Raw genomic sequence first — 24788 nt, 5'->3', positions numbered from 1 at the left:
CAGCGGCTAAAGTGAGAGTGGCGCGAAAAACGACTAGCGCAGTCGGTGGCCTACGAAGCCGGCGGCCAGGGTATTGCCGGAGGATTGGTCAATGAGCAGGAAGTTTCCCACGGCGCCGCGGGCGGCGTAATCCTCCACGGGCAGTTCGGCCTGGGTCTGGATGGTGATGCGGGCGATATCGTTCATGACAACGGCCTCGGGATCATCCACGTCAGATACGCCATCGAGATCCAAGGTGCGGGCAAGGGCAGCGATGCGGGCCTTGACCAAGGAGGATCCGTAGCGCAGCTTTACCATCTGGCCAGGTTTCAGGTCTTTTTCGGTAAGTCCTACCACCGTGGCATCGAATTCCCGGGTGGCCGGGGGACGCTGAGCGCCGGCGAGGAGATCGCCGCGGGTGAGATCGACGTCATCGGCAAGCAGCAGCGTCACAGAATCACCGGCGGCGGCCAAGGAGGCAGGACCATCGGCGGTATCGATCTGGGTGACGGTGCTGGTGCGGCCTTCGGGGAGGTGCACCTCGTCGCCCACGGCGACGGACCCGGCTTTCACGCGGCCAGCGTAGCCGCGGTAATCGGTGGCGTGCTCGCGGATGACGTACTGGATGGGAAAGCGAAAGTCCAGCTCATCGGCGCGGCCAGTAGCGACGGGAATGGTCTCAAGGACCTCGAGGACCGTGGGGCCGGTGTACCAGTCCATGGTGGTAGAGCGCTCGACCACGTTATCGCCCTTGAGCGCGGAAATGGGCACGACGGTGGTATCAGTAATGTCCAGGCGCTGCGCAATCTTATGGAATTCGGCCTCGATATCGCGGAAGACCTGCTCGTCATAGTCCACGAGGTCGATCTTGTTGACCGCGAGGACAACGTGGCGCACGCCCAAAAGCGCGGCCACGTTGAGGTGGCGGCGGGTTTGTTCGACAACGCCGTGGCGGGCATCGATAAGCAGCACCACTACCTGCGAGGTGGACATACCGGTGACCGTATTGCGGGTGTACTGCACGTGGCCTGGGGTATCGGCGAGGATGAAGGTGCGCTTATCGGTGGCGAAGTAGCGGTAGGCCACGTCGATGGTGATGCCTTGCTCGCGCTCGGCACGCAGGCCATCGACAAGCAGGGAAAGATCCATGCCATCGAAACCGCGATCGGAGGAAGAGCGCTCCATGGACTCGACCTGGTCCGCGAGCACGGACTTGGTGTCATAGAGCAGGCGGCCGACGAAGGTGGATTTGCCGTCATCAACGGAGCCAGCGGTGCATAAGCGCAGGGTATCGCGCTGTTTGAGGGCGCCGACATTCGGCTCGAGGGTAGTCGTCATCAGAAGTAGCCTTCCTTCTTGCGGTCTTCCATGGCGGATTCGGAAAGTTTGTCATCGGCGCGGGTGGCGCCGCGCTCAGACAGGGTGGAAATGGAGATTTCCGCGAGCACCTCATCGGGGCTGGATGCGGTGGAGTCGACGGCACCGGTGCAGGACATATCGCCGACGGTGCGGTAGCGCACGGTGCGGGTCTCTAGCTGCTCATCGCCTTTCGGCCCGCCCCATTCACCTGGCGAAAGCCACATGCCGCCGCGGTTGAAGACCTCGCGCTGGTGCGAGTAATAAATGGGCGGCAGCTCGAGCCCGCGCGCGCCGATGTATTCCCAAATATCGGATTCGGTCCAGTTAGAAATGGGAAAGACGCGCACGTTTTCGCCGGCCATCTTGCCGCCGTTGTACAGGTCCCACAGCTCGGGGCGCTGGCGGCGCGGGTCCCAGCCACCGAAGGAATCGCGGATGGAAAAGATGCGTTCCTTGGCGCGGGCGCGCTCCTCATCGCGGCGGGCCCCACCCAGCACGGCGTCGTACTCGCGCTTGGCGATGGTCTCTACCAGCGGCACCGACTGCAGCGGGTTGCGCGTTCCATCGGGCCGTTCCTGCAGTTCGCCGCTATCGATCCAGTCTTGAACGTGGGCGACGTGGAGGCGGGCACCGGATTCTGCGACCAAGTCATCGCGGAATTTGATGACCTCGGGGAAGTTATGGCCGGTATCCACGTGGAGCAATTCAAATGGCACCGTGGCCGGGGCGAAGGCGCGGCGGGCCAGTTCGAAGACGACGACGGAGTCCTTGCCGCCGGAAAAGAGGATGCCTACCTTATCGAATTGCCCGGCCACCTCGCGCAGGATGTGGATGGATTCATTTTCTAAGTCTTGTAGGTGTGGGGAAAGTGTGCTCATTATTCGTGTAACCCGCATTCTGTCTTGCCATCTGCAAATACTCGCCCGGAGCGGGCGTCCTCACCGTCGCCGACTGGGAAGGTCAACGGCGCATCGCCGATGGACCGGTATCCCTCCAGGGTCAGCGGGTGGATGATGAGGTCATTTTCTGCAATGTACTGATCGGTATCGTCCAAGTTCCAGGTAATAATCGGCGAAATCTTTAACCGCCCAGTGCGGTCCAGGCTGAGCGCCGGGGCGTGGGCGCGGTGCTCGGAATCGGCCCGGCGCAGGCCCGTGACCCACCCTGCATAAGAATCCATGGCCATGTTCAGCGGCTCCACCTTGCGCATGCGGTTATAGGCGGAAGTATCGCGCGCGTAGAGGCGCGGGCCGTACACCTCGTCTTGTTCTTCGGGGCTCAGCAGCGGCAGCACGCGGACAAGGGGGAGATCCGGGTAGCGCTTTTCCACCTCTTCGGCCACCTGAAGGGTCTCAGGGAAGTGCCAGCCGGTATCGATGAAGAGCAGATCCGCTGCGAGCCCGGCGCGGTGGGAGAGCTCTGCCAGCACGGTATTTTCCATGGACATGGTGACCGCAAGCCGGCCAGGGGCGTGCTCGGCGGCCCACTCGGTGATGTTTTCTGCGGATTCGTAGGCGAGCTTATCCGCCCACTTTTCCACTAGCTGTTCATTGCGCGCGGCCACGTCAGTGGAAAGCGGCGCGGTATCGCGCGTGCCTTCGGGCGAGATGTGGGGATCGCGGAAGGGCTTTCCGCCATCCAGCAAGTTCGTCGTTGGGTTCATGAGCTCACACACTAGGCAACCCCGGTAGCTCACGCAGCACGTTTTTCCGGAAACGGCGCTGAGCTTGGCCGAAGGAAAGAATAAAATGTTTTATTTCTGGACCAAGCTGACTAGATTTATAGACAATGTAGTCTATCTCGGACCGACTGGATTCGCCCGGGGAGGAACTTTTATGCAGCGTGTTGCCATCATTGGAGAAGGTCCTGCCGCCTTATCCGCCACGGAAAGGCTCCTGAGCGCCGGCATGTGCGTAGACCTCATCTCAGAAAAAACTGCACCGTTCGGTCTACTTCGTCGGTTTGCGGGGCTTGCCGGGGTGCTCGAGGAGGCCGTGCCGCACGAGTGCGCACCTGGTACTACTCCGCGGCTGCGCCTGCTGGGAAACGTGCGCGTGGGAGTAGACGGCGATATCACCCATAACGAGGTCCACCAGTTGGCCGCCCACGGTGACCGCGAGCTCATCGTCATGGAATTAAAAGCCCGCGGCATTCCCGTCACCACGTGGGAGGGACTGTGCACGCCAATCACGGAATTTGAGGACTGGACCAGCGTCATCGCCCAGGCACAGCTGGCACACGTCTTGGTCTAGATTCGGCCTTGCGGGCAGGTACCAAACGGGCAGGTGCCAAAAAATATCGTTCGCCCCGCGTGCGCCAACCAGATATACTTGTGCGGTTACCCCCTATTAGTCCCGAAAGAAGCGCAGGTTTATGGATCTAGTCCGAATCCTCTTCACCCGCTCGGCGCCTTATACGCTCTACGTCATAGCGGTACTTATCCTGCAGGCGCTGTCCACCGCGGCGACCCTGTATCTGCCCTCCTTGAACGCCAAGGTCATTGATGAAGGCGTATCTAAAGGCGATATCGACTATATCTGGCGCACCGGCGGAATCATGCTCATCGTGGCCTTTGTCCAAGTCATTACCGCCATCGGCGCGGTGTGGTGCGGCAGCCGCACCGCCATGGGTGTGGGCCGGGATCTGCGCAGCGAGGTCTTCCGCAGGGTCACCACCTTCTCCGCAGAAGATATGAGCGAGTTCGGCACGCCCACGCTTATTACCCGCGGCACCAATGACGTGCAGCAGGTGCAGATGGTCTACATGATGATGCTGAACTTCATGGTTACAGCACCCATTATGTCCATCGGCGGCATCATCATGGCTATCCGCGAGGACGCCGGACTATCCTGGTTGGTCTGGGTTTCTGTCGCGGTGCTGCTGGGCACCATCTCCGGCCTCATCGCGCGGCTTATGCCGCTTTTTCGTTCTATGCAGGACAAATTGGACACCATCAACGGCACCTTGCGCGAGCAAATCACCGGCATCCGCGTCGTGCGCGCCTTTGTGCGCGAGGCCTATGAAGCTGAGCGCTTTACCAAGGCCAATAAGGATATTACCCGGCTTTCGCTGAAAATCGGCCAGCTTTTTGTCCTCATGTTCCCGATTATCACCGTCATCTTGAACGTGGCCACGGGCGCAGTGCTGTGGTTTGGTGGCCAGCGCGTGGATGCCGGGCTTGTCGATGTCGGCGGGCTCACCGCCTTCCTCCAATACCTGCTGCAAATCCTCGCTGCCGTCATGATGGGCACGTTTATGGCGATGATGCTCCCACGCGCCCTCGTCTGTGCCCGCCGCATCACCGGGGTCTTAAGTCACGAGCCGTCCATTACCCCGCCGCAAGATACCGTCACCCCGGCGACCAATTCCGGCACCGTGGAGTTTCGCAATGTCAGCTTCTCCTATGCCGGCGCGGATGCCCCAGTGCTAGAGGATATTTCCTTTACCGCCACTCCCGGCACCACCACCGCGATCATCGGTTCTACCGGCGCGGGCAAGACCACGCTGTTGTCACTCATCCCGCGCCTGTATGTCCCGAGCGAGGGCGAGGTGCTTATCGATGCCACCCCCACAACCTCCCTCTCCCGCGCGGACATCGTCAGCCGCGTCTCGCTGGTGCCGCAAAAGGCCTACCTGTTTAGCGGCACGGTGGCCTCCAACCTGCGGTTGGGTCGCCCCGCGGCCACCGACGATGAATTATGGGAGGCGCTGCGCGTCGCGCAGGCGGACTTCGTCGATGACTTAGACATGCCCATCGCGCAGGGCGGAACCAATGTATCGGGCGGGCAACGCCAGCGGCTATCCATCGCCCGCATGCTCGTGGCCCAGCCGCGCATTTACCTTTTCGATGACTCCTTCTCCGCGCTGGATGTAGTCACGGATGCCAATGTGCGCGCCGCCATGCATCAGTCCTTTGCCGAGCGCGGCGAGGCCGTGACCACCATCATCGTGGCCCAGCGCGTGGCCTCCATCCAGGATGCCGATCAGATTTTGGTCATCGATGCCGGGCGCATCGTCGCCCGCGGCACCCACGCGGAACTGCTGAAATCTTCGGGCGTGTACCAGGAAATCGTTGAATCCCAAGAAACCGCTGGAGTAACTGGAGGCGAGCACTAATGGCCAAGGACACCACCCACCACTCCTCCGCTGAGGACGCTGAGCTCCAAGAGCTTGAGGCCAAGCTCGCCGCCGATGAATGGTCCGGTTCCGCACCCCGCCAGGCCAAGAATTTCTGGCCTTCTGCCAAGCGCTTGCTGCTGCTGCTCATGCCCTATAAGCGCCTGCTGGCGGTAGTGGCGGCGATGAACATAGTCTGCGTCTTCCTCGCGGTCTTCGCACCCAAGGTCTTGGGCGATGCCATGGACGTCATTTTCTCCGGCGTTATCTCTCGCGAGCTGCCGACTGACATCTCGGCGCAGCAAGCCATCGACGGCATGCGTGCCCAGGGCCAGGATCAGGTGGCCGATATGGCCTCAGGCATGGATTTCACTCCCGGCGAGGGCATCGACTTTACCCGCTTGGGCACGCTTATCATCGCGGTGATCGCGATGTACATCGTCTCTGCCGGCTTCCAGCTCTGGCAGGGGCTCATCTTAAACCGCCTGACCATCGACACGGTCTACGAGCTGCGCCAGCGCGTGGAGGCCAAGGTGCATGCGCTGCCGTTGAATTACTTCGATTCCCACCAGCGCGGCGATATCCTCTCGCGCACCACCAATGACATCGACAATGTGCAACAGGCCCTCCAGCAGGCGCTCTCCCAGCTGTTTTATAACATCCTGATGATCCTGGGCATCACCGTGATGATGTTTAGCATCTCTTGGCAGCTCGCCCTAGTGGCGCTCTTGGCGCTGCCACTAACTGGACTGATCATCGGGGTCATCGGCGGGCGCTCGCAGCGCCAATTCAAAACCCAGTGGCGCGCTACCGGCCAGCTCAATGGCCAGGTAGAAGAGTCCTTCTCCGGCCACGATCTGGGCATCGTCTTTGGCCGCACGGAGGATATGACGCGCCAATTTGATGAGCGCAATGACGAGCTTTTCCGCTCCTCCGCGCTGGCGCAATTCCTCTCCGGCATCATAATGCCCATCATGCAATTCGTGTCCTACTTGTCTTACGTGGCCATCGCCGTCCTGGGCGGCCTGCGCGTGGCCAACGGGCAGATGACCCTGGGCCAGGCCACCGCCTTTATCCAGTACTCCCGCGAATTTAACCAGCCGCTGGGCCAATTGGGCGGCATGATGCAACAGGTGCAATCCGGCGTGGCCTCAGCCGAGCGCGTCTTCGAGTTCCTCGACGCCGAAGAGCAATCGTTGGAGAACACCAGCGATGAGCTAGCCGGCCGCGCCCGCGGCCGCGTGGAGTTCCAGGACGTTGACTTTTCCTATTCGCCGGAAAAGGAACTTATTACCGGGCTCAACCTGCGCGTGGAGCCGGGGCAAACCGCGGCGATCGTAGGCCCTACCGGCGCGGGCAAGACCACCATGGTCAATCTGCTCATGCGCTTTTATGACATCGATTCTGGGCGCATTCTTATCGATGGCCACGATACCGCTCACATGCCCCGCACCGCCCTGCGCTCCCAAGTGGGCATGGTGCTACAAGATGCCGTCCTCTTTGAGGGCACCATCATGGACAATATCCGCTACGGCCGGCTCGATGCCACGGACGATGAGGTCATCGCTGCGGCCAAGGCCACCTACGTCGATCGCTTCGTGCACTCCCTGCCGGAGGGCTATGACACCGTCATCGACCAAGATGGAGGCGCCATCTCCGCCGGTGAGCGCCAGCTGATTACCATCGCCCGCGCTTTCTTGGCCCAGCCTGCGCTGCTCATCTTGGATGAAGCCACCTCGTCCGTGGATACCCGCACGGAGGTGCTTGTCCAAGAGGCCATGAATGCCCTGCGCGCAGAGCGCACCTCCTTCGTCATCGCCCACCGCTTGTCCACCATCCGGGATGCGGATCTGATCTTGGTGATGGAAAACGGGGGCATCGTCGAGCAAGGCTCGCACGAAGAACTGCTGCGCGCCCAAGGCGCTTATTGGCGTCTGCACCAATCGCAGTTCAAAAAGGCTTAAAGGCAGGGAGCCGCTGCGTGGTTACTGCACGTTGAGCTGGACCTGCGGGGCGTGCAAATTAGCGCCCTGCAGGTTGACCAGCTCCATAGTGACATCTTGCAGCGAAATGTGCTCCATCAGAACGTTCGGGATAGGAGCATCGGGCACCACGTGCGGGTCAGGAACGCCCAATTGATCAAGTACCGCGTTGAGATCGCCGTTGGATAAATCGACGTTTACCGGAATGGTGGGGTGATCCACCACCGCGGGCGTTGTCTGCAGTCCAGTGGTCAGCACGGTGACCGGACCGTCCGTGACGGTGGTCTCCACATCACCGGTAGTTAGCTTGCCCTGTCCCATAGCGGCGGGCAGGGTCAACGCGAGGTTTCGCGCGGCCAACTTATCACCTACGAGTTTCAGCGCTCGTTGTTCACCCTGTGCGGTAGGCACAGTAATGAGCGAGGCGCTTACGTTTCCAGTCAGGGTGACGTTATCAGCAGTCACCGTGCTGAGTTCAGATTGCGCTAAGGCCAAGCCTTCCTGCGCACGGGTCTCCTCAGGTTGGTTCACCGCACACACCGCTGTAAAAGCGCAGAGCACCCCGAGCGCACTACTTTTTACCACACGAGCGGAGCGACGACGCGGTAGTGAGCTCAGCCTGAATAGCTTCATGCTGAAACCGCCAGTTCTTTGGCCTGGGACTTTTTCTTCTTCTTGTGCTTCTTAGGAGACTTCTGGCGATCCTGTGGCTGCCAAGCAAATGAGAGCGCACCACCGATAATGCCCAAAAGACTGCCGATCACGAAGCCGCCCAGGTTCGTGGTGGGAAGCGCGATGATCGCCACCAAAATGGCTAAAACACCCAGGTAAGACGAAGTCTCCTGCCTAAACCAAGATCCAAGGCCGAACATGATAAGTGCCGCACCAATAAGGAGCGTCGAAACGCCCGAGACCGTGGAAATCATGACCAGCAGATCAGAAATGCGCACAGTAATATAAGCCGGCGCGGCGATGGCGATGCCGGACAAGATAAGCAACAAGCCACCCGCGAACGGGCGACGCTTGCGCCAGTGTTTGAACCGCTTCCACCAGCTCTCTTTGGGGGCCACTCGGGTCACGGCTTTATCATTTTTGTTCTTCGCTGCGGAGTCCTGCGATTCACCAGCGCTTTTGACCGCATCCGCGACCGACTGCGATGTATTGTCTCCATCGCTTTCCGCCGCGGCCATGGCTGCAGCACCAACAGCAGCGGTGCCGTCGGCCTTCGTCTCCGCAGCACTAGCGTGATCGGTGCCAGCGGCGGCCTCGCCAGCGGTTTTCTCGGCTGGCTCATGGGCGGAATCTTGGGCGCTGCGTGCAGCTTCGCCGTTATCGGTACCGGTTTCGTTCACTGCAGGCATGCGCAAAGTCTCATCATCAGAAGACTTAGCAGCCATTGTTGTTGCTTCCCCTCTTCACCGTCACATTCACACCAGAGGCAGCGAGCCTTTCTGCTCCCACCGAGGTCGTACGAATATCGTCCGCGCTCAGGGTCACCTTCTGCGCGTACAATCCCCACGAACCTGGATCTGCTTTGTCATTGACCTGGCTGGCGTCAACACCCACGTTGGCGTTCGTCAGATCCAGCTGACCCTTAATGTCGGTAGCACCAACCAAGAGGTTTTCTACCTCCACACTGTCATCACCATTCGCACGGAGGGCGAAGGTGGTCTCGCCAATCCCTGGGACATCAGGAAGATTGGCGGACAGGCACAAGTTGGAAGCCACTGCGTGCTCAAACTTCAAGCGCGCGGCGGGGATGGTTTCTTCTCCCATCTTGTCCCTATCAACGAAGATCGACAATCCTTCGCCCTCTAGGTGGCTCATGTTCACCTTAAAGAAGGTTCCTGAAAGTGCGATATTAGCGGTCAAGCCACCTTGGGCTACCGCAAAACCTGTTACACCAAAAGCTGCAAGCCCGGCAACCAGTGCGGTTGCAAACTTTGGAATACTAATCCTGCCCATGAAGGAACCTTTCTGTGGAATTGAAAAGGCGGGGTAGCTGCCTGTTTTAGCGGCATCCCCCGTCTACTGTGAATTTTCAGCCCACTCTTTACCGCGGCCAGAGATATACAAGCCGACGATGAGAAATAGACCTACGCAATCCACTGATTGAATGAGCTTGAACACACGTTAACACTACCTGAGACACGTCACACAAATAGGGGTGCAATTAAATACGCCCGCAACGGTGTAGCCCAAGTCATATGTTTAATGAAGATTATCGCACCCCCTGCCGTTGTCAACTTCCGATCCCCCACTAAACCTGCAGCGCACATCGTTGCACCCCCAAATTTGTGCGCCATGTAATAGGTGCGCACCGGTGTGTGTTACGCTACACAACCATCAGATTTTATCGACTAAGGAGGGTCGAATTGTCCAACTCACTGAAACCCGAAAATGCACAGGCAAACGAAGAAAATACCCACATTGATTCCTCTCAGTCCGGTGCAGAAGAAGTAAACGCTCAGGACAAGAAGGAAGAAAAGCGCGAACTGCGGCGCGCTCCTTTGGGCCCGGATTCCCTGTTGTGGAAGTGGGGCTCGGACAACCGCCTGCAGCTACTACGCGGTTACACCGGCATTTTGCAGAATATGCACCCAGCGATTGGTCAGTCCCTTTTGGACCACTCGAAGTTCTTCGACGAACCTTTCGCCCGTCTGCAGCGCTCTACGCCGCAGATTATTGAGTCCATCTACGATGATGGGGACATCGGTGAGCGCATCCGCGACTACCACGTCACCATTAAGGGCACGCTGCAAAATGGCGAGCGTTACCACTCCCTGAACCCGGAGACCTACTACTGGGCACACGCCACCTTCGTTTACCGCGTTATCTACGCCCAAGATCTCTTCGGTACCCCGTTCACCAAGGAAGAGCGCGACCAAATCGTTCGCGAGGGCGTGACTTGGTGGGATAAGTACGGCATGTCTGAGCGTCCGGTCATCGATAACTACGATGACTTGATCAAGTACATGGATGACATGGCAGATACCGTGCTCGAGCGCAACCAGACCGTTGATTTCGCCCTGCGCACCGCACGCGTAGAGCCGGTCAAGGCTCCGGAAGGCGTTCCAGAGGCAGTATGGAAGGTTATCTGGAAGCCCATTATGCGCAGCGCCATCTGGTTGACTGTGGCCACCCTGCCGCAGAAGTACCGCGACATCTTGGAGCTGAAGTGGACCAAGCGCGACCAGAAGCGCTTCGACCGCATCGCCAAGTCCGTTCGCTTCATCATGGACCACCTCCCTGAGGACAAGCGCTACATGGAGCCTGGTCGTTCCTTGATGATCAAGAACGGCATGATCGAGGGCAAGTACAAGGAGCCGAAGAAGATCCAAGGCTACAACGCCGCCCAGGCTAAGGACTCTGCTGCCACCGCGGAATCTACCGACAAGCCGGATTCCGATGATGCAGTAGCCGCACGCCGGGCAGCCGGCTGCCCGTTCTAAATCACACCGGCTTCCTTATTGTTCGTGAGCTTTTTAGCTCACGAACCTTTTCATTGATCTTTCTGGAGCGTGCATTACATGTCTTTACCACGCCGTCTACAAGAACGGCCCTTGCCACAGCAATTACTAACTGAGCTACAACATCTCACCACTAACTACTCCACCGGTTCGCTGGATAAAGGCGAACGCAAAGCGGTCCACTCCCCCTTATTTGAAGAAGAATTAGGCTGGGTTGGAGTAGGCTCCGAAGAAGACGTAGATGAGGCTTTCCGCCGTTCGCGTCAGGCCCAAAAGGCCTGGGCCGATACCGACGTTAAACAGCGCGTAAAGGTAATGAAGCGCTTCCACCACCTCGTGGCTAAACACCGCGAGCTGCTTGCGGATTTCATCCAATTGGAAACCGGCAAAGACCGCACGGCCGCCTTTGATGAGGTACTCGACGTACTAAATAACGCGCGTTATTACTCAAATAATGCGCCAAAGCTATTGGCCACCCAGAAGCAGCCGGGCGCATTTCCGCTCATCACCAAAACGCACTTGCAGCGAGTTCCTAAGGGCGTTGTGGGGCAAATCAGCCCGTGGAACTATCCATTAGCATTGGGCATTTCCGATGCCGTTGCGGCACTGCTTGCCGGCAATGGCGTTGTGGCCAAGCCCGATGGATCCACCCCGTTTTCTAACCTGATTTCCCTCTACCTCTTGAAGGAAGCAGGACTGCCGAAGGATTTGCTGCAGATCATTACCGGCTCCGGTCGAGTCGTTGGCTCAGCCATCTCCGAACGCTGCGATTACCTGATGTTTACCGGTTCCACCAAGACCGGCAAGATTTTGGGTGCCACCGTAGGCGAGCGCCTCGTCGGATACTCCGCAGAACTGGGTGGTAAGAACCCGATGATCATCGCGCCGGATGCGGACATCGACAAGCATATTGACACCATCGCTACCGCTTGCTTTTCCAATTCGGGCCAGCTGTGCGTGTCGATTGAACGCATCTACGTCCCCGATGCCATCTTCGATGAATTTATCATCGCATTCCGCCGGGCAACCGAGTCCATCAAGCTTGGTTCCGGTTTGAACTGGGACTACACGATGGGTTCACTCATCGGCCAAAACCAACTAGATGTGGTGCAGCACTTTGTCGACGATGCGGTGGATAAGGGCGCCACCGTTATTACCGGCGGCAAGCCCCGCCCGGATATTGGCCCCTACCACTTTGAGCCCACGGTTCTCACTGATTTGGGAGAAGGCACCGAGCTTGCAGAGCAAGAGGTCTTTGGCCCCGTGGTCTATGTGCAACGCGTGCGCGATGTCGAAGAGGCCATCGAGCAGGCAAATAAATTGCCCTACGGCCTGAACTCCTCTGTATTCGGACAGCCCGAGACCGCACAGGGCATCGCTGAGAAAATTGAAGCAGGCAGCGTGACCATCAATGACGGTTACGCCTCTACGTGGGCCTCGATTTCTACCCCGCTGGGTGGTGTCAAGGAGTCCGGTGTTGGCCGCCGCCATGGCCACGAGGGTCTGACCAAATATACGGAAGCGAAGAATATCTCCTCGCAAAGGATCATGCCGATGCGTGGGCCAAGCTGGCTTCCCAATAAGTACTACGGCACCCTGCTGAGCTCTGCATTGCGCTTAGGAAAGGCCTTGCGTTTCCTCCCCTAAGTACTGCGCAGCATAAGCAGTCACCGCTTAAATTCAGTAACTCACTTCACATTTAGCAGGCATGTGTGTAAGATCACAACATATTCAGAAATGTGTTCTGCTGAATACATAAATTGCACAACACACAGCGGCCAGTAAGCGCCCTGTGAAACTCGAAAGGAACAGTATGTTCAAGCCATACCGCCGACCGACTGTCGCAGTGGTTGGTGCCGGAGTAGCCGGATGCGCCGCGGCTTCTGAATGCGCATTCTCTGGATTCGACACCGTTCTTTTTGAACAAGAACCGCACATCGGTGGTCACTTCAATTCCGCTGAGGCCACTGAGGTTTCCCGGAAGTACCACTTCCGTACCCCGTACCTCCGTCTCACTAAAACTGATGGCTCGCCAGCTTCTGTAGTACGCCACCTTGAAGAGGCTGTTGCTGCCAGTGGCGCCGAGTTCCGCGGTTCCACCGCCGTTACTGGTGCCGAGTTCGACCGAGCAGAAGGCAAATGGGAAATCTCCTACCTCGGTGATTCTGGTCAGGAAACCCAAGCTTTCGATGTGTTGATTCGCGCCACCGGCGAGGAGTCCCCGTGGATTTCCGTTCCAGGACGGTCAAAGGCCAGCGTCGATGACATGTACCTCCACCACGGCGTAGAGGTATTCGGGCTGCCTAATGCCCTCTTTGTTGACGGCCCCACCCCGCGCGACTCTTACCTCAAGCGTCGCCCACTGGCTGTCATCGAAGCCCGCGCCGATCACTGCCGCCGTTACGTCCGCCAGCTCGAGATTCGTGGACCAGGCGAACTAACCGTCAAGCACGATAAGTGGTTGGTTCAGCCCGGTACCGTACGCGGAATCCGCGAAGTGCTCGCAGGGTTCGATGCACCGGCCCATGATTTCAAGCGAGCATCCAACTACGCCCCTGAGTCCGCCTCGTCCGAACGCCAGAAACAACAAAAGTCCGCTACTGCCCTTAAGGAGGCATAATGACTACTCTGAGCAATCCTGAAAGCACTGTAAACGACAAGCACACCCAGACTGCAGATAATAACACCGATAACCTGCCTGAGCTGGGCCCGGATTCCATCCTGTGGCAGCGCTTTGGTGACTGGCGCTCCGCATTCGTCGCACTGTCTGCTGGTCTTTTGCAGATTGCCCAGCGTGACGTCAGCCGGTCCTTGGTGCAGCACTCCAACGTTTTTGATAACGAGGTTGCACGCTTGGTTCGCTCCGCCTTCCCGATCATCCGCACGATCTATGAAGGCCCAGAAGTTGGCGTCATGATTCGTGACTTCCACAAGGACATCAAGGGCACCCACCCAGATGGAAGCCGCTACCACCCGCTGAACCCGGATGTTTACTACTGGGCACACGCTACCTTCGCTGCTATGCCGTACCAGTTGGCCGGCAACTTCATGGATCCTTTGACCCCAGAGGAGCGCGAGCAGCTCTTCCAGGAGACCCGTACCTGGTACACCTTCTACGAGGTTGCAGAGCCCGACGATGCGCCAAAGACGTACGCTGAGTTTGAAGAGTACGTGGACAACATGATCGATACCCTCGATATCAGCGAAACCATCGAGCGCTCTCGCATCATCAACGGCCTTACCCTCGACAGCCCGGATCCGAAGGTGCCCAACTGGCTGTGGAAGCCCATTGCACCTTACGCATCCCGCCTGCTGTTGTGGGTTGCAATCGGCATGATTCCGGACAAGCTGCGCAACAAGCTTGGCTGGGAGTGGACCAAGAAGGATGAGCGCAAGCTCAAGATCTTCTCCCGCGCCGTCCGTGGCGTCTTCTCCGTCCTCCCGCGTAAGGCACGCATGGTTCCTATTGCTACCCGCGCCTTTGAGAAGGCGGAAGCTGAAGGCGGCTTCCACTACTAAGGCCTTTACCCCTTCACTCATAGTTACTGAATACTGACTCCCACGATTGCACCTTGAGGCCTTAAGGTAGATAACAACGTGGAGCATTAGTAGTGAAGGAGCACGAATGACAACCGTGTCCGGTTGGATTGCTATAGCCACATCGATTCCGGTGTGGCTATACTTTTTCGCCCGCATAGGCGCGCTCATTAAGTTCATCCGCTCCGGCGGACCAACCCAACTAGAGCGCACCAATAGCCCCGTAAAGCGCGTCGGGCGCGTGCTGGCAGAGGTCTTCGGCCACACCCACTTCAAGGGAAAACCATTGGTCAATGCCGCCCACTGGGCGGTCATGGTGGGCTTCTTATTCGGCATCCTGGTGTGGTTTGAGGCCTATATTCAAACTTTCGCCCCGGATAAAGGGTGGCCGGGCTTAAGCACCTGGCCGGTGTATCACTTCGTGGAAGAAGTGCTCGGCATCGGCACGGTGCTGGGCATTTGCTTCCTCATCGGCGTGCGCCTAAAACTGGGCGATACCGAGCGCGGCAGCCGCTTTTTCAACTCCCAAACGGCAGCGGCCCGCTGGGTGGAGGCCATCGTTTTCATCGAGGGCCTCAGCATGCTCTTGGTCAAAGCTTCCAAGATCGCGGCCTTTGGTGGCGGTTCCGCAGTCGCGGATTTCTTGACTATTCACTTAGCTAAGGCACTGCCTGAGTCCCCGGCACTGGTCAGCTTCTTTGCCTTGGTCAAGCTGCTGTCCGGGCTCCTTTTCATCTTCTTCATTTCCCGCAAATTCCAGTGGGGTGTCATGTGGCACCGCTTCATGGCGTTTTTCAATATCTTTTTCCAGCGCAATACCTCTGGAGAAAAGGCGCTCAAATCCCTGCCTACCCCGGACTTGGAAGAAGACATCACCCCTGGCAGCTGGAAACTGCTGCTGGATTCGACCGCGTGCACCGAGTGCGGCCGCTGCCAGGAGCTGTGCCCGGCTTGGAATACCGATAAGCCGCTGAGCCCCAAAAAGGTCATGATGGACTTGCGCCAGGGCGCGCTGGATAACTACAACCCACACGAGGGCCTCGATGTGCTCTCGATGGCTGGCGTTATCGATGACGATGTCCTGTGGTCCTGCACCAACTGCGGTGCCTGCGTGGATCAGTGCCCCACCGATATCGAGCACATTGACCATATTGCGGACCTGCGCCGCTTCAAGGTCTTGGCAGAATCCGATTTCCCATCGGAGCTGACCGGACTATTTAAAAACATGGAGACCAAGGGCAACCCTTGGGGCCGCAATAATTCCGAGCGCCGCGCCTGGATTGATGAGGCACGTGCCGATGGCATCGAGGTGCCCATCATTGGTGAGGACGCCGCCGATTTCTCCGATATGGAATACCTCCTCTGGGTAGGCTGCGCCGGCGCTTATGATGACAATGGCCGCCGCACCACCCGCGCCGTGGTGGATCTTCTCCACACCGCCGGCGTGAAATTCGGTGTGCTTTCTACTGGTGAGACCTGCACCGGCGATCCCGCCCGCCGCGCCGGCAATGAGTTCTTGTTCCAAATGATGGCGCAGCAAAACGTTGAAACACTTAACAACGCTTTCGAGGGCGTGCCGGAAGGCCAGCGGAAAATCATCACGACCTGCCCGCACTGCTTTAATACCATCCGCAATGAGTACCCGGACTTCGACGGGCATTTCGATGTCTTCCACCACACGCAGCTGCTCAACCGCCTGGTGCGCGAGAAGCTGCTGCAGCCGGTCCCACGTACCCCGGAAAACCGCAAACCGATCACCTACCATGATCCGTGCTTTTTGGGCCGGCACAATAAGGTCTTCGATCCCCCGCGCGAGCTTCTCGAGGCCACGGGCGTGGAGTTGCGCGAGATGGACAAGTCCCGCGATGAAGCCTTTTGCTGCGGCGCCGGTGGCGCGCGCATGTTCATGGAAGAAAAGCTGGGCTCTCGAATCAATGAGTTCCGCACGGAGCAAGCGCTAGAGACCGGCGCCGAGGAAATCGCCACCGGCTGCCCGTTCTGCAATGTCATGATGACCGGCGGTGTGAAATCTTTGGCCGCCGAGTCCACCCCCACCACTCAGGTCAACGACGTGGCCACCATGCTGCGCAATTCCATTTCCCTGGATGACAAGGGCACCCTTCCAGAGCCTCGCCCCAAGGCCTTCTTGGGCACCCCAGTGCGCCACCGTGCGGCTTCAGCTACCGCCACCGCTGAATCCCCCAAGGCGCCCGCGCCTGCCGATGCCCCCTCCTCCACCAATACCCCCACGGCTACCGCGCCACCTGCTACGCCCGCCGCGCCTTCGGCACCGGCGGCCCCCAATGCTGCGGCCCCATCCGCGCCAAAGGCTCCTTCTACCCCGGCGGCCCCCAATGCTCCTTCGGCACCCCACGCACCCAACGCACCGAGTGCCCCGAAATCCACTAATGCCCCGTCGGCGCCTACTCCGCCTGCCGAACCGAGTGCCCCCTCCGCGCCCAGCGCGCCAACCCCACCGGGTGCTGCCACGCAGCCAAAGGCTCCCAAGGCCCCTGCTGCTCCTGCCGCTCCAGGTTCTTCTTCGGCACCTAGCGCCCCGGCGGCTCCGAAGGCTCCGGCAGCGCCAAGTGCCCCGACAGCTCCAGGTGCCCCGACTCCGCCGGCTGCTCCAGATGCGAAAGCACCCGCGGCGCCCCAACCGCCTAGTGCCCCACAGCCACCCGCTGCATCGCAAGCACCAGCTACGCCACAACCACCTGCAGCTCCACAGTCGCCCCAGACTCCGCAAGCTGCCAAGGCGCCACAGGCTCCAGCAGCGCCAAAGCCACCGCAGACTGACAAGAAACCCGAGGCAGCGGCGCCACCAGCTCCGCCGGCATCGTCCGCGCCGTCCACTCCGCCGGCACCACCGGCGCCATCGGCAAGCACGGAGGCTCCCAAGGCCCCCAAGCCACCGGAACCGCCGAAGCCACCCACACCGCCGAAGGACACGAATACCGAGTAGGCATGCGCACGGATGAGTGCGTACGCTGTGATTCATGCATTTAGATGTGGGATGGGCTGCGGATACTTTTGTTCTCGCAGCGGGTGCGACGGAAAACACCACTAGCCTCGTTTCCTTTGCCTGGATCATGCTCGCGGCGCTGTTGGCGCCCATAGTGTCGTTCATGTTGGGCAACCGGTTGCCGGCCGTTGCCCTTCTCATCATCTTTGGCATGGTCATCGGCCCATCGCTTTTGGATGTCGCCCATGAGGATGCCGGCATCAGCATGCTGAAAGAGCTGGGTGTTGGTGCACTCTTCTTGCTCGCCGGTTTTGAAATCGAGATTTCTACGCTCAAAACCAAAGAGGCGGGAACTGCACTGTCCACCTGGCTTATCTGCCTCGTGGCCTGCGGCGTCGGCGCGTACTTCTTGGTCGATAATGTCCCTGGTGCCATCGTGGTGGCGCTGGCACTGACATCCACGGCACTGGGCACGCTTCAGCCCATGTTGAAACAGGACCGTGTGCTCGAGACCAAAGTGGGCAAATCAGTCATGATTCACGGCGCTATTGGTGAGGTCGCCCCCATTACCGCGATGGCGCTGCTGCTCAGCACGCGCTCCACGTGGACCACGCTGCTGATTATGCTTGCGTTCATCGGCATCGCCGTGGCCGTCGCCATCATGCCGGCTGCCATTGCAACGACGATTCCGTGGGTTAAAGCGGCGTTTATCTCCGGTGCAGGGTCCACCAACCAGACCATTCTGCGCCTTATCATCCTTATTCTTGCCACCCTCATGGCCGTCACGGCGGTCTTTGAGCTAGACATCGTGCTGGGTGCCTTCGCCGCCGGCATCATCTTGAACCGCATCATCCCGGATGAGTTCCATCGCCGCTTGGAACACCGCCTCGATGTGGTCTTCCACTCCATGCTCATCCCCGTCTTCTTCGTAGTCTCTGGCATGACGATTAACTGGGATACCATCGCTAATAACCCGGGGAAAGTACTGGGCATCCCGGCGCTTATTCTTGTCACCCGCGGCCTGCCGGTATTCCTGCGCGAGAATGTGGGCCACACCGGCTCCGAAATTGAAACGGTGCGCGAACGCCTCCAGGTCAGCTTGTACACGGCGACCGGCCTGCCGATCATCGTTGCCGTGACGTCGCTGGCCGTTAATTCGGAATTGATGAAGCAAGAAACCGCGTCCATCTTCGTTGCCGGTGGCGCGCTGACCGTTGCCATCTTCCCATTCCTGGCCAACCTGGTGGGAAGGAAGAACTCCAAGACAGTTGATGAATCCGATCCAAAGAAGAAGTCCGATTCCACCGAGGACGATAAGGAAGAAGAGTCGCAAGAACTCTAATCTTTTACCCCGCACTAGAAGCTATGCCCTGCCACCACGGCAGGGCATATTCTTTTTGAATCAGGTTGTCTATTATGGTGGCTGTGACTAATAGCTACGGATCCTCCCCCTATGACCGGACCCTGCGTCTATCCGATTCAGAGCGCAACGATGCCCTGACGGATCTAGCCCGCGCAGTGGGCGAAGGTCGCTTATCTATGACCGAGTTTGAGGAGCGCTCCGATAGCGTCATGCAGGCCGTCACCCACAAGGACCTGGCGCCAATTTTCAGCGATATCCCTGCGACCGGATCACAAGAGGTAAAGATCTATTCCCAAGGCGATGTGGACCGCGCCTTTAATGCCGCGAAGAAGCCCCGCGTCGCTACCGCGCTGGCCAGCTCGGTAGTTCTACTCGCGGCATCGCCTACCCTTGTCATGCTCAGCGCCACCATGAATAGCCCCTGGTTGCTTGCCGGCGGCGCCGTAGCCGCAGCGCTCATTCCTATCGTGTGGATCCTCTTGTACGTGGCCAAGGTGGGCCCGCAATCGTGGCATGCCCCGTCGGTGCGGCAGATTGAGCGCCAACAGCAGCGCGAGATCCGTGCGCTGACGGCACACGAGCGGGCGCACCAAAAAGAATTAGAAAAGAAAATGTGGGCCGAACGCCGCCAACAGGCCGGTGAACTTACTGGTCAGGCTATGGAAATGGCGAAGAAGCAAATCAACAAGTGGAATAATAAATAGCGCTGAGGTGCGCTGCAATATTTCTTAACGCTGTGAAAGATGGCACAATATGGCCATGACTTCTCCCAAACCCCGCATCTTTGACCAGTCCGAAAAATTAAAGGGCATCGCTTACGATATTCGCGGTGAGGTCTCGGCGGAAGCGGAGAGAATGGAGCTAGATGGCCACACCATCTTAAAGCTCAATACCGGCAACCCTGCCGTATTTGGTTTCGATGCACCCGATGTCATCATGCGCGATATGATCAGCGCCTTACCCACCTCCCAGGGCTATTCCACGTCCAAAGGCATTAGCTCGGCCCGCCGGTCCATCGTCACGCGCTATGAGCTCGAGGACTTCCCACCTTTTGATATTAACGATGTCTTCTTGGGCAATGGCGTATCCGAGCTCATCACCATGACCACCCAGGCGTTGCTCAATAATGGCGATGAGATTCTCATCCCGGCGCCGGATTACCCGCTGTGGACGGCAGCAACCTCGCTGGCCGGTGGCACCCCAGTGCACTACCTCTGCGACGAGGAAGATGAATGGAATCCGTCTATCGAGGATATTAAGTCCAAGGTCACCGAAAAGACCAAGGCCATCGTGGTCATCAACCCGAATAACCCAACCGGTGCGGTGTACTCGCGCGAGGTCCTGCAACAAATCGTGGATATCGCGCGCGAGCACAACCTGCTCATCTTGGCCGATGAGATTTATGACCGCATCCTCTATGACGATGCGAAGCATATCTCCATCGCCTCGCTGGCCCCAGATCTCTTGACCTTTACCTTTAATGGCCTGTCCAAGGCCTACCGAGTATGCGGCTACCGCGCGGGCTGGATGGTCATTACGGGTCCGAAGCATCATGCGTACGGGCTCATTGAGGGGCTCGAATTGCTGGCAGGTACCCGCCTGTGCCCGAATGTTCCCGCGCAACATGCCATCCAAGTGGCGCTGGGCGGCCGCCAATCCATCTTCGAGCTCACCGGGGCTGGGGGACGATTGCTGCGCCAGCGCGATATCGCCTATGACAAGATCAATGAGATCCCCGGTGTGTCCGCGGTAAAGCCCAAGGGCGCGTTGTATCTCTTCCCGCGCTTGGATCCCAATGTCTATGACATTCACGATGATTCCAAACTCATGTTGGACATCCTCAAGGCGGAAAAGATCCTCATGGTCCAAGGCACCGGCTTCAACTGGCCGCACCCGGATCACTTCCGCGTGGTCACGCTGCCTTGGGCCTCCCAGTTAGAAAACGCCATCGAACGCTTGGGCAATTTCTTAGTCAGCTACCGCCAATAGAGCCCAGCAGCCGATTGGTAATTGCAGTAATAATCGTTGACAATACACCGTATGGGACGACATTCCTCGGTTTCTAATTCCACTAGGGGCGCCGCTTCGCGGCATCGGCAAGCGCAGGGTCGATCGGAGTCCAGCGGGCACGCGCAGGGCCGGTCGAGGTTACAACGCCTAAAGCCACGTCAGTTGGCGCACTCGGTATCCGGTCACCCGTGGCGCATTGGGCTAGTAACCGCCATCGGTGCGGTCCTTATCGCCATGCTGGTCGGCCTCGTCCTGCTCTGGCCCACTAGTGCTGCCTCTGAGCACACCTCGGAGGAGTTCGAGTCCACCTACGCGTTGAACCACCCGCAGGTGGAAGGCACCGTGGAGAAGACCGATCATTCGGCGTGCCAATCGGAGCAGACCGGCTTGGCCTTTGATACCCCGCCGCTTATTCCGGAAAAGGAAGAAGTGGACTGTGACCGGGCGCTGGTGAAGATCACCTCCGGCGAGGACGAGGGAAAGATGACCCAATTGGTCACCTTCGGCAACGCGGGCGACCCAGAATTGCAGCCAGGCGATAAAATCGTGCTCTCGAAGGCCACCGATCCCACCGGATCCGTATCGTATGCCTTTGCCGATTATCAGCGCAGCAATAGCCTCCTCCTCTGGGGCGTGGTCATCGCGATTGTCATCATCGCTTTCGCGGCCTGGCATGGGGTGCGCGCGATCGTCGGCCTGGGGTTAAGCCTTGGCATCGTCTTTAGCTTCCTCATCCCAGCGCTCATCGCAGGCACCAATCCCCTGTGGGTAGCGCTCGCCGCCTGTACCGCCATCATTCTCCTTGCCGTTCCCCTCGTCCACGGCGTGAATTGGAAATCCGCCTCCGCGGTGGGCGGTTCCCTGACCGCGCTTGCCATCGCCGCGTTCCTTGCGTGGGCGGCCATCGATAGTTCGCAGCTGCAAGGCTATAGCTCCGAAGATAACCTCAAGCTGCTGCTGTATATGCCCAATGTTTCCATCCTGGGCGTGCTGCTGTGCGGCTTCGTCGTGGGTGCGTTGGGCAGCCTTGCCGATGTCGCCATTGCCCAAGCCTCCACCATCACCGAGCTGCACGAATCCGATCCCGCTGCCTCACCGCTCGAGCTTTTCTTATCCGCCATGCGGGTCGGCCGCGACCACATTGCCTCGATGGTCTATACCCTCATTTTGACCTATACCGGCGCCGCATTGCCCCTACTTCTGCTCATCACCGCCGCCGAACGCCCCGCGGGGCAAATCCTCAGCAGCGATCTCGTCGCCACCGAGCTCCTGCGCTCCGGCGTCGGCGCCATGGCGCTGACCCTAGCGGTACCGATTACCACGCTGATTGCCGCGTTTACGGTCCCGTCGCGCCGCCGTTAAAGCGTGCGGCCCAGCGCCTGAATCTTCCAGCCGGCGTTGGCCCAAGCCGCAACGTCGAGCACATTGCGGCCATCGATAATGTGCTTATTATCCACGAGCTCGCCGGCCTCGTTCGGGTCCAGCTCCTTAAATTGCTGCCACTCGGTGGCTAGGATGACCAATTCCGCCTCCCGCAAAGCAGATTCCGTATCGGCGGCATAGTCCAAGGTGGGAAAAACCTTCTTGGCGTTGTCCATGCCCTCGGGGTCAAAGACAGTCACCGCAGCACCCGCCAAGGACAAGGACCCAGCGACCGAAAGCGCCGGCGAATCACGCACATCGTCCGAATTCGGCTTAAAGGCACAGCCCAGCACGGTAACGCGGTGGCCCAATAGGGAGCCATTGAAGGCTTCTTTAGACAGATCCACCATACGGTCGCGCCGGCGCATATTAATCGCATCCACCTCGCGCAGGAAGGTCAGCGCTTGATCGGCGCCGAGCTCACCGGCGCGCGCCATAAAGGCACGAATATCCTTAGGCAGGCAACCACCGCCAAAGCCCAGGCCCGCGCCCAGGAACTTGCGGCCGATGCGCTTGTCTATGCCAATGGCATCCGCCAGCGCCACCACATCAGCACCCGCGATCTCACAAATCTCAGAGACCGCATTGATGAAAGAAATCTTGGTGGCCAAAAAGGCGTTGGCGGAGACTTTTACTAACTCTGCGGTCTGCAGGTCGGTCGCGATGAAGGGCGTATCCTGTGCTAGCGGCTGTGCGTAGATCTCGCGGGCAAGCTCCTCCGCGCGCGATTCTGATTCACGGGTACCAATCACGATGCGGTCTGGGGTGATGGTGTCGTGCACTGCATAACCCTCGCGCAAAAATTCCGGATTCCACGCGATTTCCACGCGGGTTCCCTCGGGCGCCAAACCATCCGCCAGTTCTTGTAGTTCCGCCGCCGTGCCTACCGGAACGGTGGATTTACCAAAGATGACGTGCTCCCCACGCAGCTTGGGCACCAAGTCCGTGATAACGGCCTTAACGTAGGTCATATCCGCTGCATAAGAACCGCGGCGCTGCGGGGTTCCCACGCCGAGAAAGTGCACGTTGGCGAATTGCGCGGCCTCGTCATAATCCGTGCTAAACCCTAAGCGCCCAGCATCAATATTGCGCTCGAGCACCTCCGGCAGCCCCGGTTCAAAAAAGGGAACCTTGCCCGATTGCAAGACGGAGATTTTATCCTCGTCTACATCGACGCCTAATACTTCATGCCCCAATTCCGCCATGCAGGCGGCGTGGGTGGCTCCCAGGTAACCGGTGCCAATAACAGTCATCCGCATAAAACCTCATCCTAGAGATTTTATGTAAATACCAGATTAATCCCTGCGGAAGTTCAGGTAAGACTTTGATGGCGTTGGGCCGCGCTGGCCTTGGTACTTCGATCCCAATTCCCCCGTGCCATAGGGGCTTTCCGCCCGCGAGGTCATCTTAAAAATGGCCAGCTGCCCCACCTTCATCCCCGGCCACAGCGCAATGGGTAGGTTCGCGGTATTGGAAAGCTCCAGGGTGATGTGCCCGGAAAAGCCGGGATCGATAAAGCCCGCGGTGGAGTGGGTTAAAAGTCCCAGCCGTCCCAGCGAGGACTTGCCCTCCAACCGCCCGGCCAAATCAGCCGGGAGGGTGAATTTCTCCAGCGTGGCACCAAGGACGAACTCGCCGGGGTGGAGAATAAAAGATTGCTCGTCTTCTACCTCCACCAAGGTGGTAAGCTCCGGCATCTCCGCTTTGGGGTCAATGTGCGTATAGCGGGAGTTATTGAATACCCGGAAGTACTTATCCAAGCGCACGTCAACGGAAGAAGGCTGGATAAGCTCACTATCAAAGGGGTCGATGCCCAGCTCTCCGGAATCAATGGCGGAACGAATATCACGATCTGAAAGAAGCACGGACCCGATTCTACTCAATCGCCTGCCCTAGGTGTATAGTAGGGAAAGCGCATTTAGCGCAGTGCCGACGTAGTTTAATGGTAGAACTGCAGCTTCCCAAGCTGCTGGCGCGGGTTCGATTCCCGTCGTCGGCTCCACTGTCATGAGTCGCGACATCGTTGGCAAACCGGCATCTCAGTTGTTTTTGTTCTGGGGTGCCGGTTTTCGTGTTTTGGATCTAGGGGTGGGTCGCCTTTTTCCAGTAGGGCTTTTGATAGTCGCGGGCTGTGTCGATGTAGTGTTCGGTGATGACTTCGCCGGTTTCGGCTAGTGATGTGATGACGTGGTTGTCGGCGATGACCATGAGGATTTTCTGTCTTTTCCATTTGCGGCCGATGCCTAGGTGGAAGAGTTTGCCGGCGTAGCGCACGGTGGTTTTGCCGTTGTCCCAGACGACGTCGTTTCTTGTGCGCCATTCTTGTGTCGGGTTGTGGGCTGGGTTGGCTTTGGTGCCGGTGGTGTAGGCCTGGTGTGGGGTGCGTCGGCCTAGGGCTTTTGAGGTTACCCTCGTTTAGTGGACACCCGATTAGTGCGGATTTTGTGTCCGTAAGAGAGGATGTTCATTGTGAGTCAACAACGCCAGAAATACACGCCTGAGTACCGGCGTGAAGCCGCAAACCTAGTAATCGAATCGCAGCGCCCAATTGCTCATGTAGCCAAAGAAATTGGTGTCGCACCTGG

At 58.7% G+C, this 24788-nt stretch carries 21 protein-coding genes, 1 tRNA gene and 1 pseudogene; 14 read left to right on the top strand and 9 right to left on the bottom strand.

Going from position 1 to position 24788, the window contains the following annotated elements; all coding sequences use genetic code 11:
• Positions 1–33 precede the first annotated feature (33 nt).
• Genes ABRP86_RS07235 through ABRP86_RS07225 form a run of 3 tightly spaced genes read right to left on the bottom strand, consistent with a single transcriptional unit; the run spans position 34 to position 3001 of the window.
• Positions 34–1317, bottom strand: coding sequence for a sulfate adenylyltransferase subunit 1 (locus ABRP86_RS07235; RefSeq protein WP_349863422.1), 1284 nt, complete (start codon positions 1315–1317; stop codon positions 34–36).
• Positions 1317–2216, bottom strand: a complete 900-nt coding sequence (cysD, locus tag ABRP86_RS07230) for a sulfate adenylyltransferase subunit CysD (protein ID WP_349863419.1) — start codon at positions 2214–2216, stop codon at positions 1317–1319. The genes ABRP86_RS07235 and cysD overlap by 1 nt, the downstream gene beginning before the upstream one ends.
• Entirely contained in the window at positions 2216–3001 is a 786-nt protein-coding gene (locus ABRP86_RS07225; protein WP_349863417.1) for a phosphoadenylyl-sulfate reductase, read from the bottom strand. Before ABRP86_RS07225 ends, cysD begins: the two co-directional genes overlap by 1 nt.
• Positions 3002–3173: 172 nt before the next feature.
• Between ABRP86_RS07225 and ABRP86_RS07220 the strand changes: the two genes are divergently transcribed.
• From ABRP86_RS07220 to ABRP86_RS07210, 3 genes are all read left to right on the top strand, one after another.
• A complete protein-coding gene (locus ABRP86_RS07220; RefSeq protein WP_349863414.1) occupies positions 3174–3590 on the top strand; it encodes a methylenetetrahydrofolate--tRNA-(uracil-5-)-methyltransferase in 417 nt (138 codons plus the stop codon).
• Between the two features lie 121 nt (positions 3591–3711).
• Positions 3712–5454 (top strand): ABC transporter ATP-binding protein, encoded by a 1743-nt coding sequence (locus ABRP86_RS07215; protein WP_349863411.1) that lies wholly within the window; start codon positions 3712–3714, stop codon positions 5452–5454.
• Positions 5454–7418, top strand: coding sequence for an ABC transporter ATP-binding protein (locus tag ABRP86_RS07210; RefSeq protein WP_349863408.1), 1965 nt, complete (start codon positions 5454–5456; stop codon positions 7416–7418). Before ABRP86_RS07215 ends, ABRP86_RS07210 begins: the two co-directional genes overlap by 1 nt.
• A 21-nt stretch (positions 7419–7439) precedes the next feature.
• Here ABRP86_RS07210 and ABRP86_RS07205 read toward each other — a convergent pair whose 3' ends face one another.
• The 3 genes from ABRP86_RS07205 to ABRP86_RS07195 all read right to left on the bottom strand — a co-directional run bounded on the left by ABRP86_RS07205 (position 7440) and on the right by ABRP86_RS07195 (position 9401).
• Positions 7440–7967 (bottom strand): hypothetical protein, encoded by a 528-nt coding sequence (locus tag ABRP86_RS07205; protein ID WP_239269257.1) that lies wholly within the window; start codon positions 7965–7967, stop codon positions 7440–7442.
• Positions 7968–8065: 98 nt separating this feature from the next.
• Entirely contained in the window at positions 8066–8833 is a 768-nt protein-coding gene (locus ABRP86_RS07200) for a DUF6114 domain-containing protein (protein WP_349863406.1), read from the bottom strand.
• Positions 8823–9401, bottom strand: coding sequence for a DUF6230 family protein (locus tag ABRP86_RS07195; protein ID WP_023024166.1), 579 nt, complete (start codon positions 9399–9401; stop codon positions 8823–8825). Before ABRP86_RS07195 ends, ABRP86_RS07200 begins: the two co-directional genes overlap by 11 nt.
• Positions 9402–9811: 410 nt before the next feature.
• On the opposite strand from ABRP86_RS07195, the gene ABRP86_RS07190 reads away from it, so the two are divergent.
• The 9 genes from ABRP86_RS07190 to ABRP86_RS07150 all read left to right on the top strand — a co-directional run bounded on the left by ABRP86_RS07190 (position 9812) and on the right by ABRP86_RS07150 (position 22143).
• A complete protein-coding gene (locus tag ABRP86_RS07190; RefSeq protein ID WP_023024168.1) occupies positions 9812–10888 on the top strand; it encodes an oxygenase MpaB family protein in 1077 nt (358 codons plus the stop codon).
• A 78-nt stretch (positions 10889–10966) separates the two neighbouring features.
• Positions 10967–12553: a succinic semialdehyde dehydrogenase gene (locus tag ABRP86_RS07185; RefSeq protein ID WP_349863403.1), complete on the top strand. Its 1587-nt coding sequence runs from the start codon at positions 10967–10969 to the stop codon at positions 12551–12553.
• Between the two features lie 166 nt (positions 12554–12719).
• A complete protein-coding gene (locus ABRP86_RS07180) occupies positions 12720–13526 on the top strand; it encodes an NAD(P)-binding protein (RefSeq protein ID WP_023024172.1) in 807 nt (268 codons plus the stop codon).
• A complete protein-coding gene (locus ABRP86_RS07175) occupies positions 13526–14425 on the top strand; it encodes an oxygenase MpaB family protein (RefSeq protein WP_023024174.1) in 900 nt (299 codons plus the stop codon). Before ABRP86_RS07180 ends, ABRP86_RS07175 begins: the two co-directional genes overlap by 1 nt.
• A 106-nt stretch (positions 14426–14531) precedes the next feature.
• Entirely contained in the window at positions 14532–17408 is a 2877-nt protein-coding gene (locus ABRP86_RS07170) for a (Fe-S)-binding protein (RefSeq protein WP_349863400.1), read from the top strand.
• 34 nt (positions 17409–17442) lie between these two features.
• Positions 17443–18750: a cation:proton antiporter gene (locus ABRP86_RS07165; protein ID WP_023024178.1), complete on the top strand. Its 1308-nt coding sequence runs from the start codon at positions 17443–17445 to the stop codon at positions 18748–18750.
• A 74-nt stretch (positions 18751–18824) separates the two neighbouring features.
• The gene (locus ABRP86_RS07160) at positions 18825–19475 is read left to right on the top strand and encodes a DUF1707 SHOCT-like domain-containing protein (RefSeq protein ID WP_023024180.1); all 651 of its coding nucleotides are present in this window, start codon (positions 18825–18827) and stop codon (positions 19473–19475) included.
• A 55-nt stretch (positions 19476–19530) separates the two neighbouring features.
• The gene (locus tag ABRP86_RS07155) at positions 19531–20760 is read left to right on the top strand and encodes a pyridoxal phosphate-dependent aminotransferase (RefSeq protein WP_349863396.1); all 1230 of its coding nucleotides are present in this window, start codon (positions 19531–19533) and stop codon (positions 20758–20760) included.
• A gap of 255 nt (positions 20761–21015) precedes the next feature.
• Positions 21016–22143, top strand: a complete 1128-nt coding sequence (locus ABRP86_RS07150; RefSeq protein WP_349863474.1) for a YibE/F family protein — start codon at positions 21016–21018, stop codon at positions 22141–22143.
• Here ABRP86_RS07150 and ABRP86_RS07145 read toward each other — a convergent pair.
• Both ABRP86_RS07145 and dcd read right to left on the bottom strand, forming a co-directional pair.
• The gene (locus tag ABRP86_RS07145; protein WP_349863393.1) at positions 22140–23462 is read right to left on the bottom strand and encodes a UDP-glucose dehydrogenase family protein; all 1323 of its coding nucleotides are present in this window, start codon (positions 23460–23462) and stop codon (positions 22140–22142) included. The two genes, ABRP86_RS07150 and ABRP86_RS07145, sit on opposite strands and share 4 nt — an antisense overlap.
• A gap of 36 nt (positions 23463–23498) precedes the next feature.
• The gene (gene dcd, locus ABRP86_RS07140) at positions 23499–24068 is read right to left on the bottom strand and encodes a dCTP deaminase (RefSeq protein WP_349863391.1); all 570 of its coding nucleotides are present in this window, start codon (positions 24066–24068) and stop codon (positions 23499–23501) included.
• 63 nt (positions 24069–24131) lie between these two features.
• Between dcd and ABRP86_RS07135 the strand changes: the two genes are divergently transcribed.
• A tRNA-Gly gene (locus tag ABRP86_RS07135) sits at positions 24132–24205 on the top strand.
• An 80-nt stretch (positions 24206–24285) separates the two neighbouring features.
• Here the strand turns inward: ABRP86_RS07135 and ABRP86_RS07130 are convergent.
• A pseudogene (locus ABRP86_RS07130) lies at positions 24286–24603 on the bottom strand (IS481 family transposase); the annotation flags it as partial.
• A 60-nt stretch (positions 24604–24663) separates the two neighbouring features.
• Here ABRP86_RS07130 and ABRP86_RS07125 point away from each other — a divergent pair.
• Positions 24664–24788, top strand: a 125-nt coding sequence (locus tag ABRP86_RS07125; protein WP_349863472.1) for a transposase, incomplete at its 3' end; no start/stop codon positions are given.

This window comes from Corynebacterium sp. KPL3927 (genome assembly GCF_040225835.1).
Taxonomy (GTDB): domain Bacteria; phylum Actinomycetota; class Actinomycetes; order Mycobacteriales; family Mycobacteriaceae; genus Corynebacterium.
The sequence above is the reverse complement of the archived record's forward strand: the minus strand, read 5'-3'. Positions and strand labels throughout refer to the sequence as shown.

What these genes read in the sequence shown, in the direction of transcription:
- ABRP86_RS07235 (WP_349863422.1), bottom strand. Translation starts at nt 1,317, where the DNA reads ATGACGACTACCCTCGAGCCGAATGTCGGCGCCCTCAAACAGCGCGAT.
- cysD (WP_349863419.1), bottom strand. Translation starts at nt 2,216, where the DNA reads ATGAGCACACTTTCCCCACACCTACAAGACTTAGAAAATGAATCCATC.
- ABRP86_RS07155 (WP_349863396.1), top strand. Translation starts at nt 19,531, where the DNA reads ATGACTTCTCCCAAACCCCGCATCTTTGACCAGTCCGAAAAATTAAAG.
- ABRP86_RS07200 (WP_349863406.1), bottom strand. Translation starts at nt 8,833, where the DNA reads ATGGCTGCTAAGTCTTCTGATGATGAGACTTTGCGCATGCCTGCAGTG.
- ABRP86_RS07170 (WP_349863400.1), top strand. Translation starts at nt 14,532, where the DNA reads ATGACAACCGTGTCCGGTTGGATTGCTATAGCCACATCGATTCCGGTG.
- ABRP86_RS07150 (WP_349863474.1), top strand. Translation starts at nt 21,016, where the DNA reads ATGCTGGTCGGCCTCGTCCTGCTCTGGCCCACTAGTGCTGCCTCTGAG.
- ABRP86_RS07185 (WP_349863403.1), top strand. Translation starts at nt 10,967, where the DNA reads ATGTCTTTACCACGCCGTCTACAAGAACGGCCCTTGCCACAGCAATTA.
- ABRP86_RS07145 (WP_349863393.1), bottom strand. Translation starts at nt 23,462, where the DNA reads ATGCGGATGACTGTTATTGGCACCGGTTACCTGGGAGCCACCCACGCC.
- ABRP86_RS07160 (WP_023024180.1), top strand. Translation starts at nt 18,825, where the DNA reads ATGGTGGCTGTGACTAATAGCTACGGATCCTCCCCCTATGACCGGACC.
- ABRP86_RS07180 (WP_023024172.1), top strand. Translation starts at nt 12,720, where the DNA reads ATGTTCAAGCCATACCGCCGACCGACTGTCGCAGTGGTTGGTGCCGGA.
- ABRP86_RS07210 (WP_349863408.1), top strand. Translation starts at nt 5,454, where the DNA reads ATGGCCAAGGACACCACCCACCACTCCTCCGCTGAGGACGCTGAGCTC.
- ABRP86_RS07225 (WP_349863417.1), bottom strand. Translation starts at nt 3,001, where the DNA reads ATGAACCCAACGACGAACTTGCTGGATGGCGGAAAGCCCTTCCGCGAT.
- ABRP86_RS07175 (WP_023024174.1), top strand. Translation starts at nt 13,526, where the DNA reads ATGACTACTCTGAGCAATCCTGAAAGCACTGTAAACGACAAGCACACC.
- ABRP86_RS07165 (WP_023024178.1), top strand. Translation starts at nt 17,443, where the DNA reads ATGCATTTAGATGTGGGATGGGCTGCGGATACTTTTGTTCTCGCAGCG.
- ABRP86_RS07195 (WP_023024166.1), bottom strand. Translation starts at nt 9,401, where the DNA reads ATGGGCAGGATTAGTATTCCAAAGTTTGCAACCGCACTGGTTGCCGGG.
- ABRP86_RS07215 (WP_349863411.1), top strand. Translation starts at nt 3,712, where the DNA reads ATGGATCTAGTCCGAATCCTCTTCACCCGCTCGGCGCCTTATACGCTC.
- ABRP86_RS07220 (WP_349863414.1), top strand. Translation starts at nt 3,174, where the DNA reads ATGCAGCGTGTTGCCATCATTGGAGAAGGTCCTGCCGCCTTATCCGCC.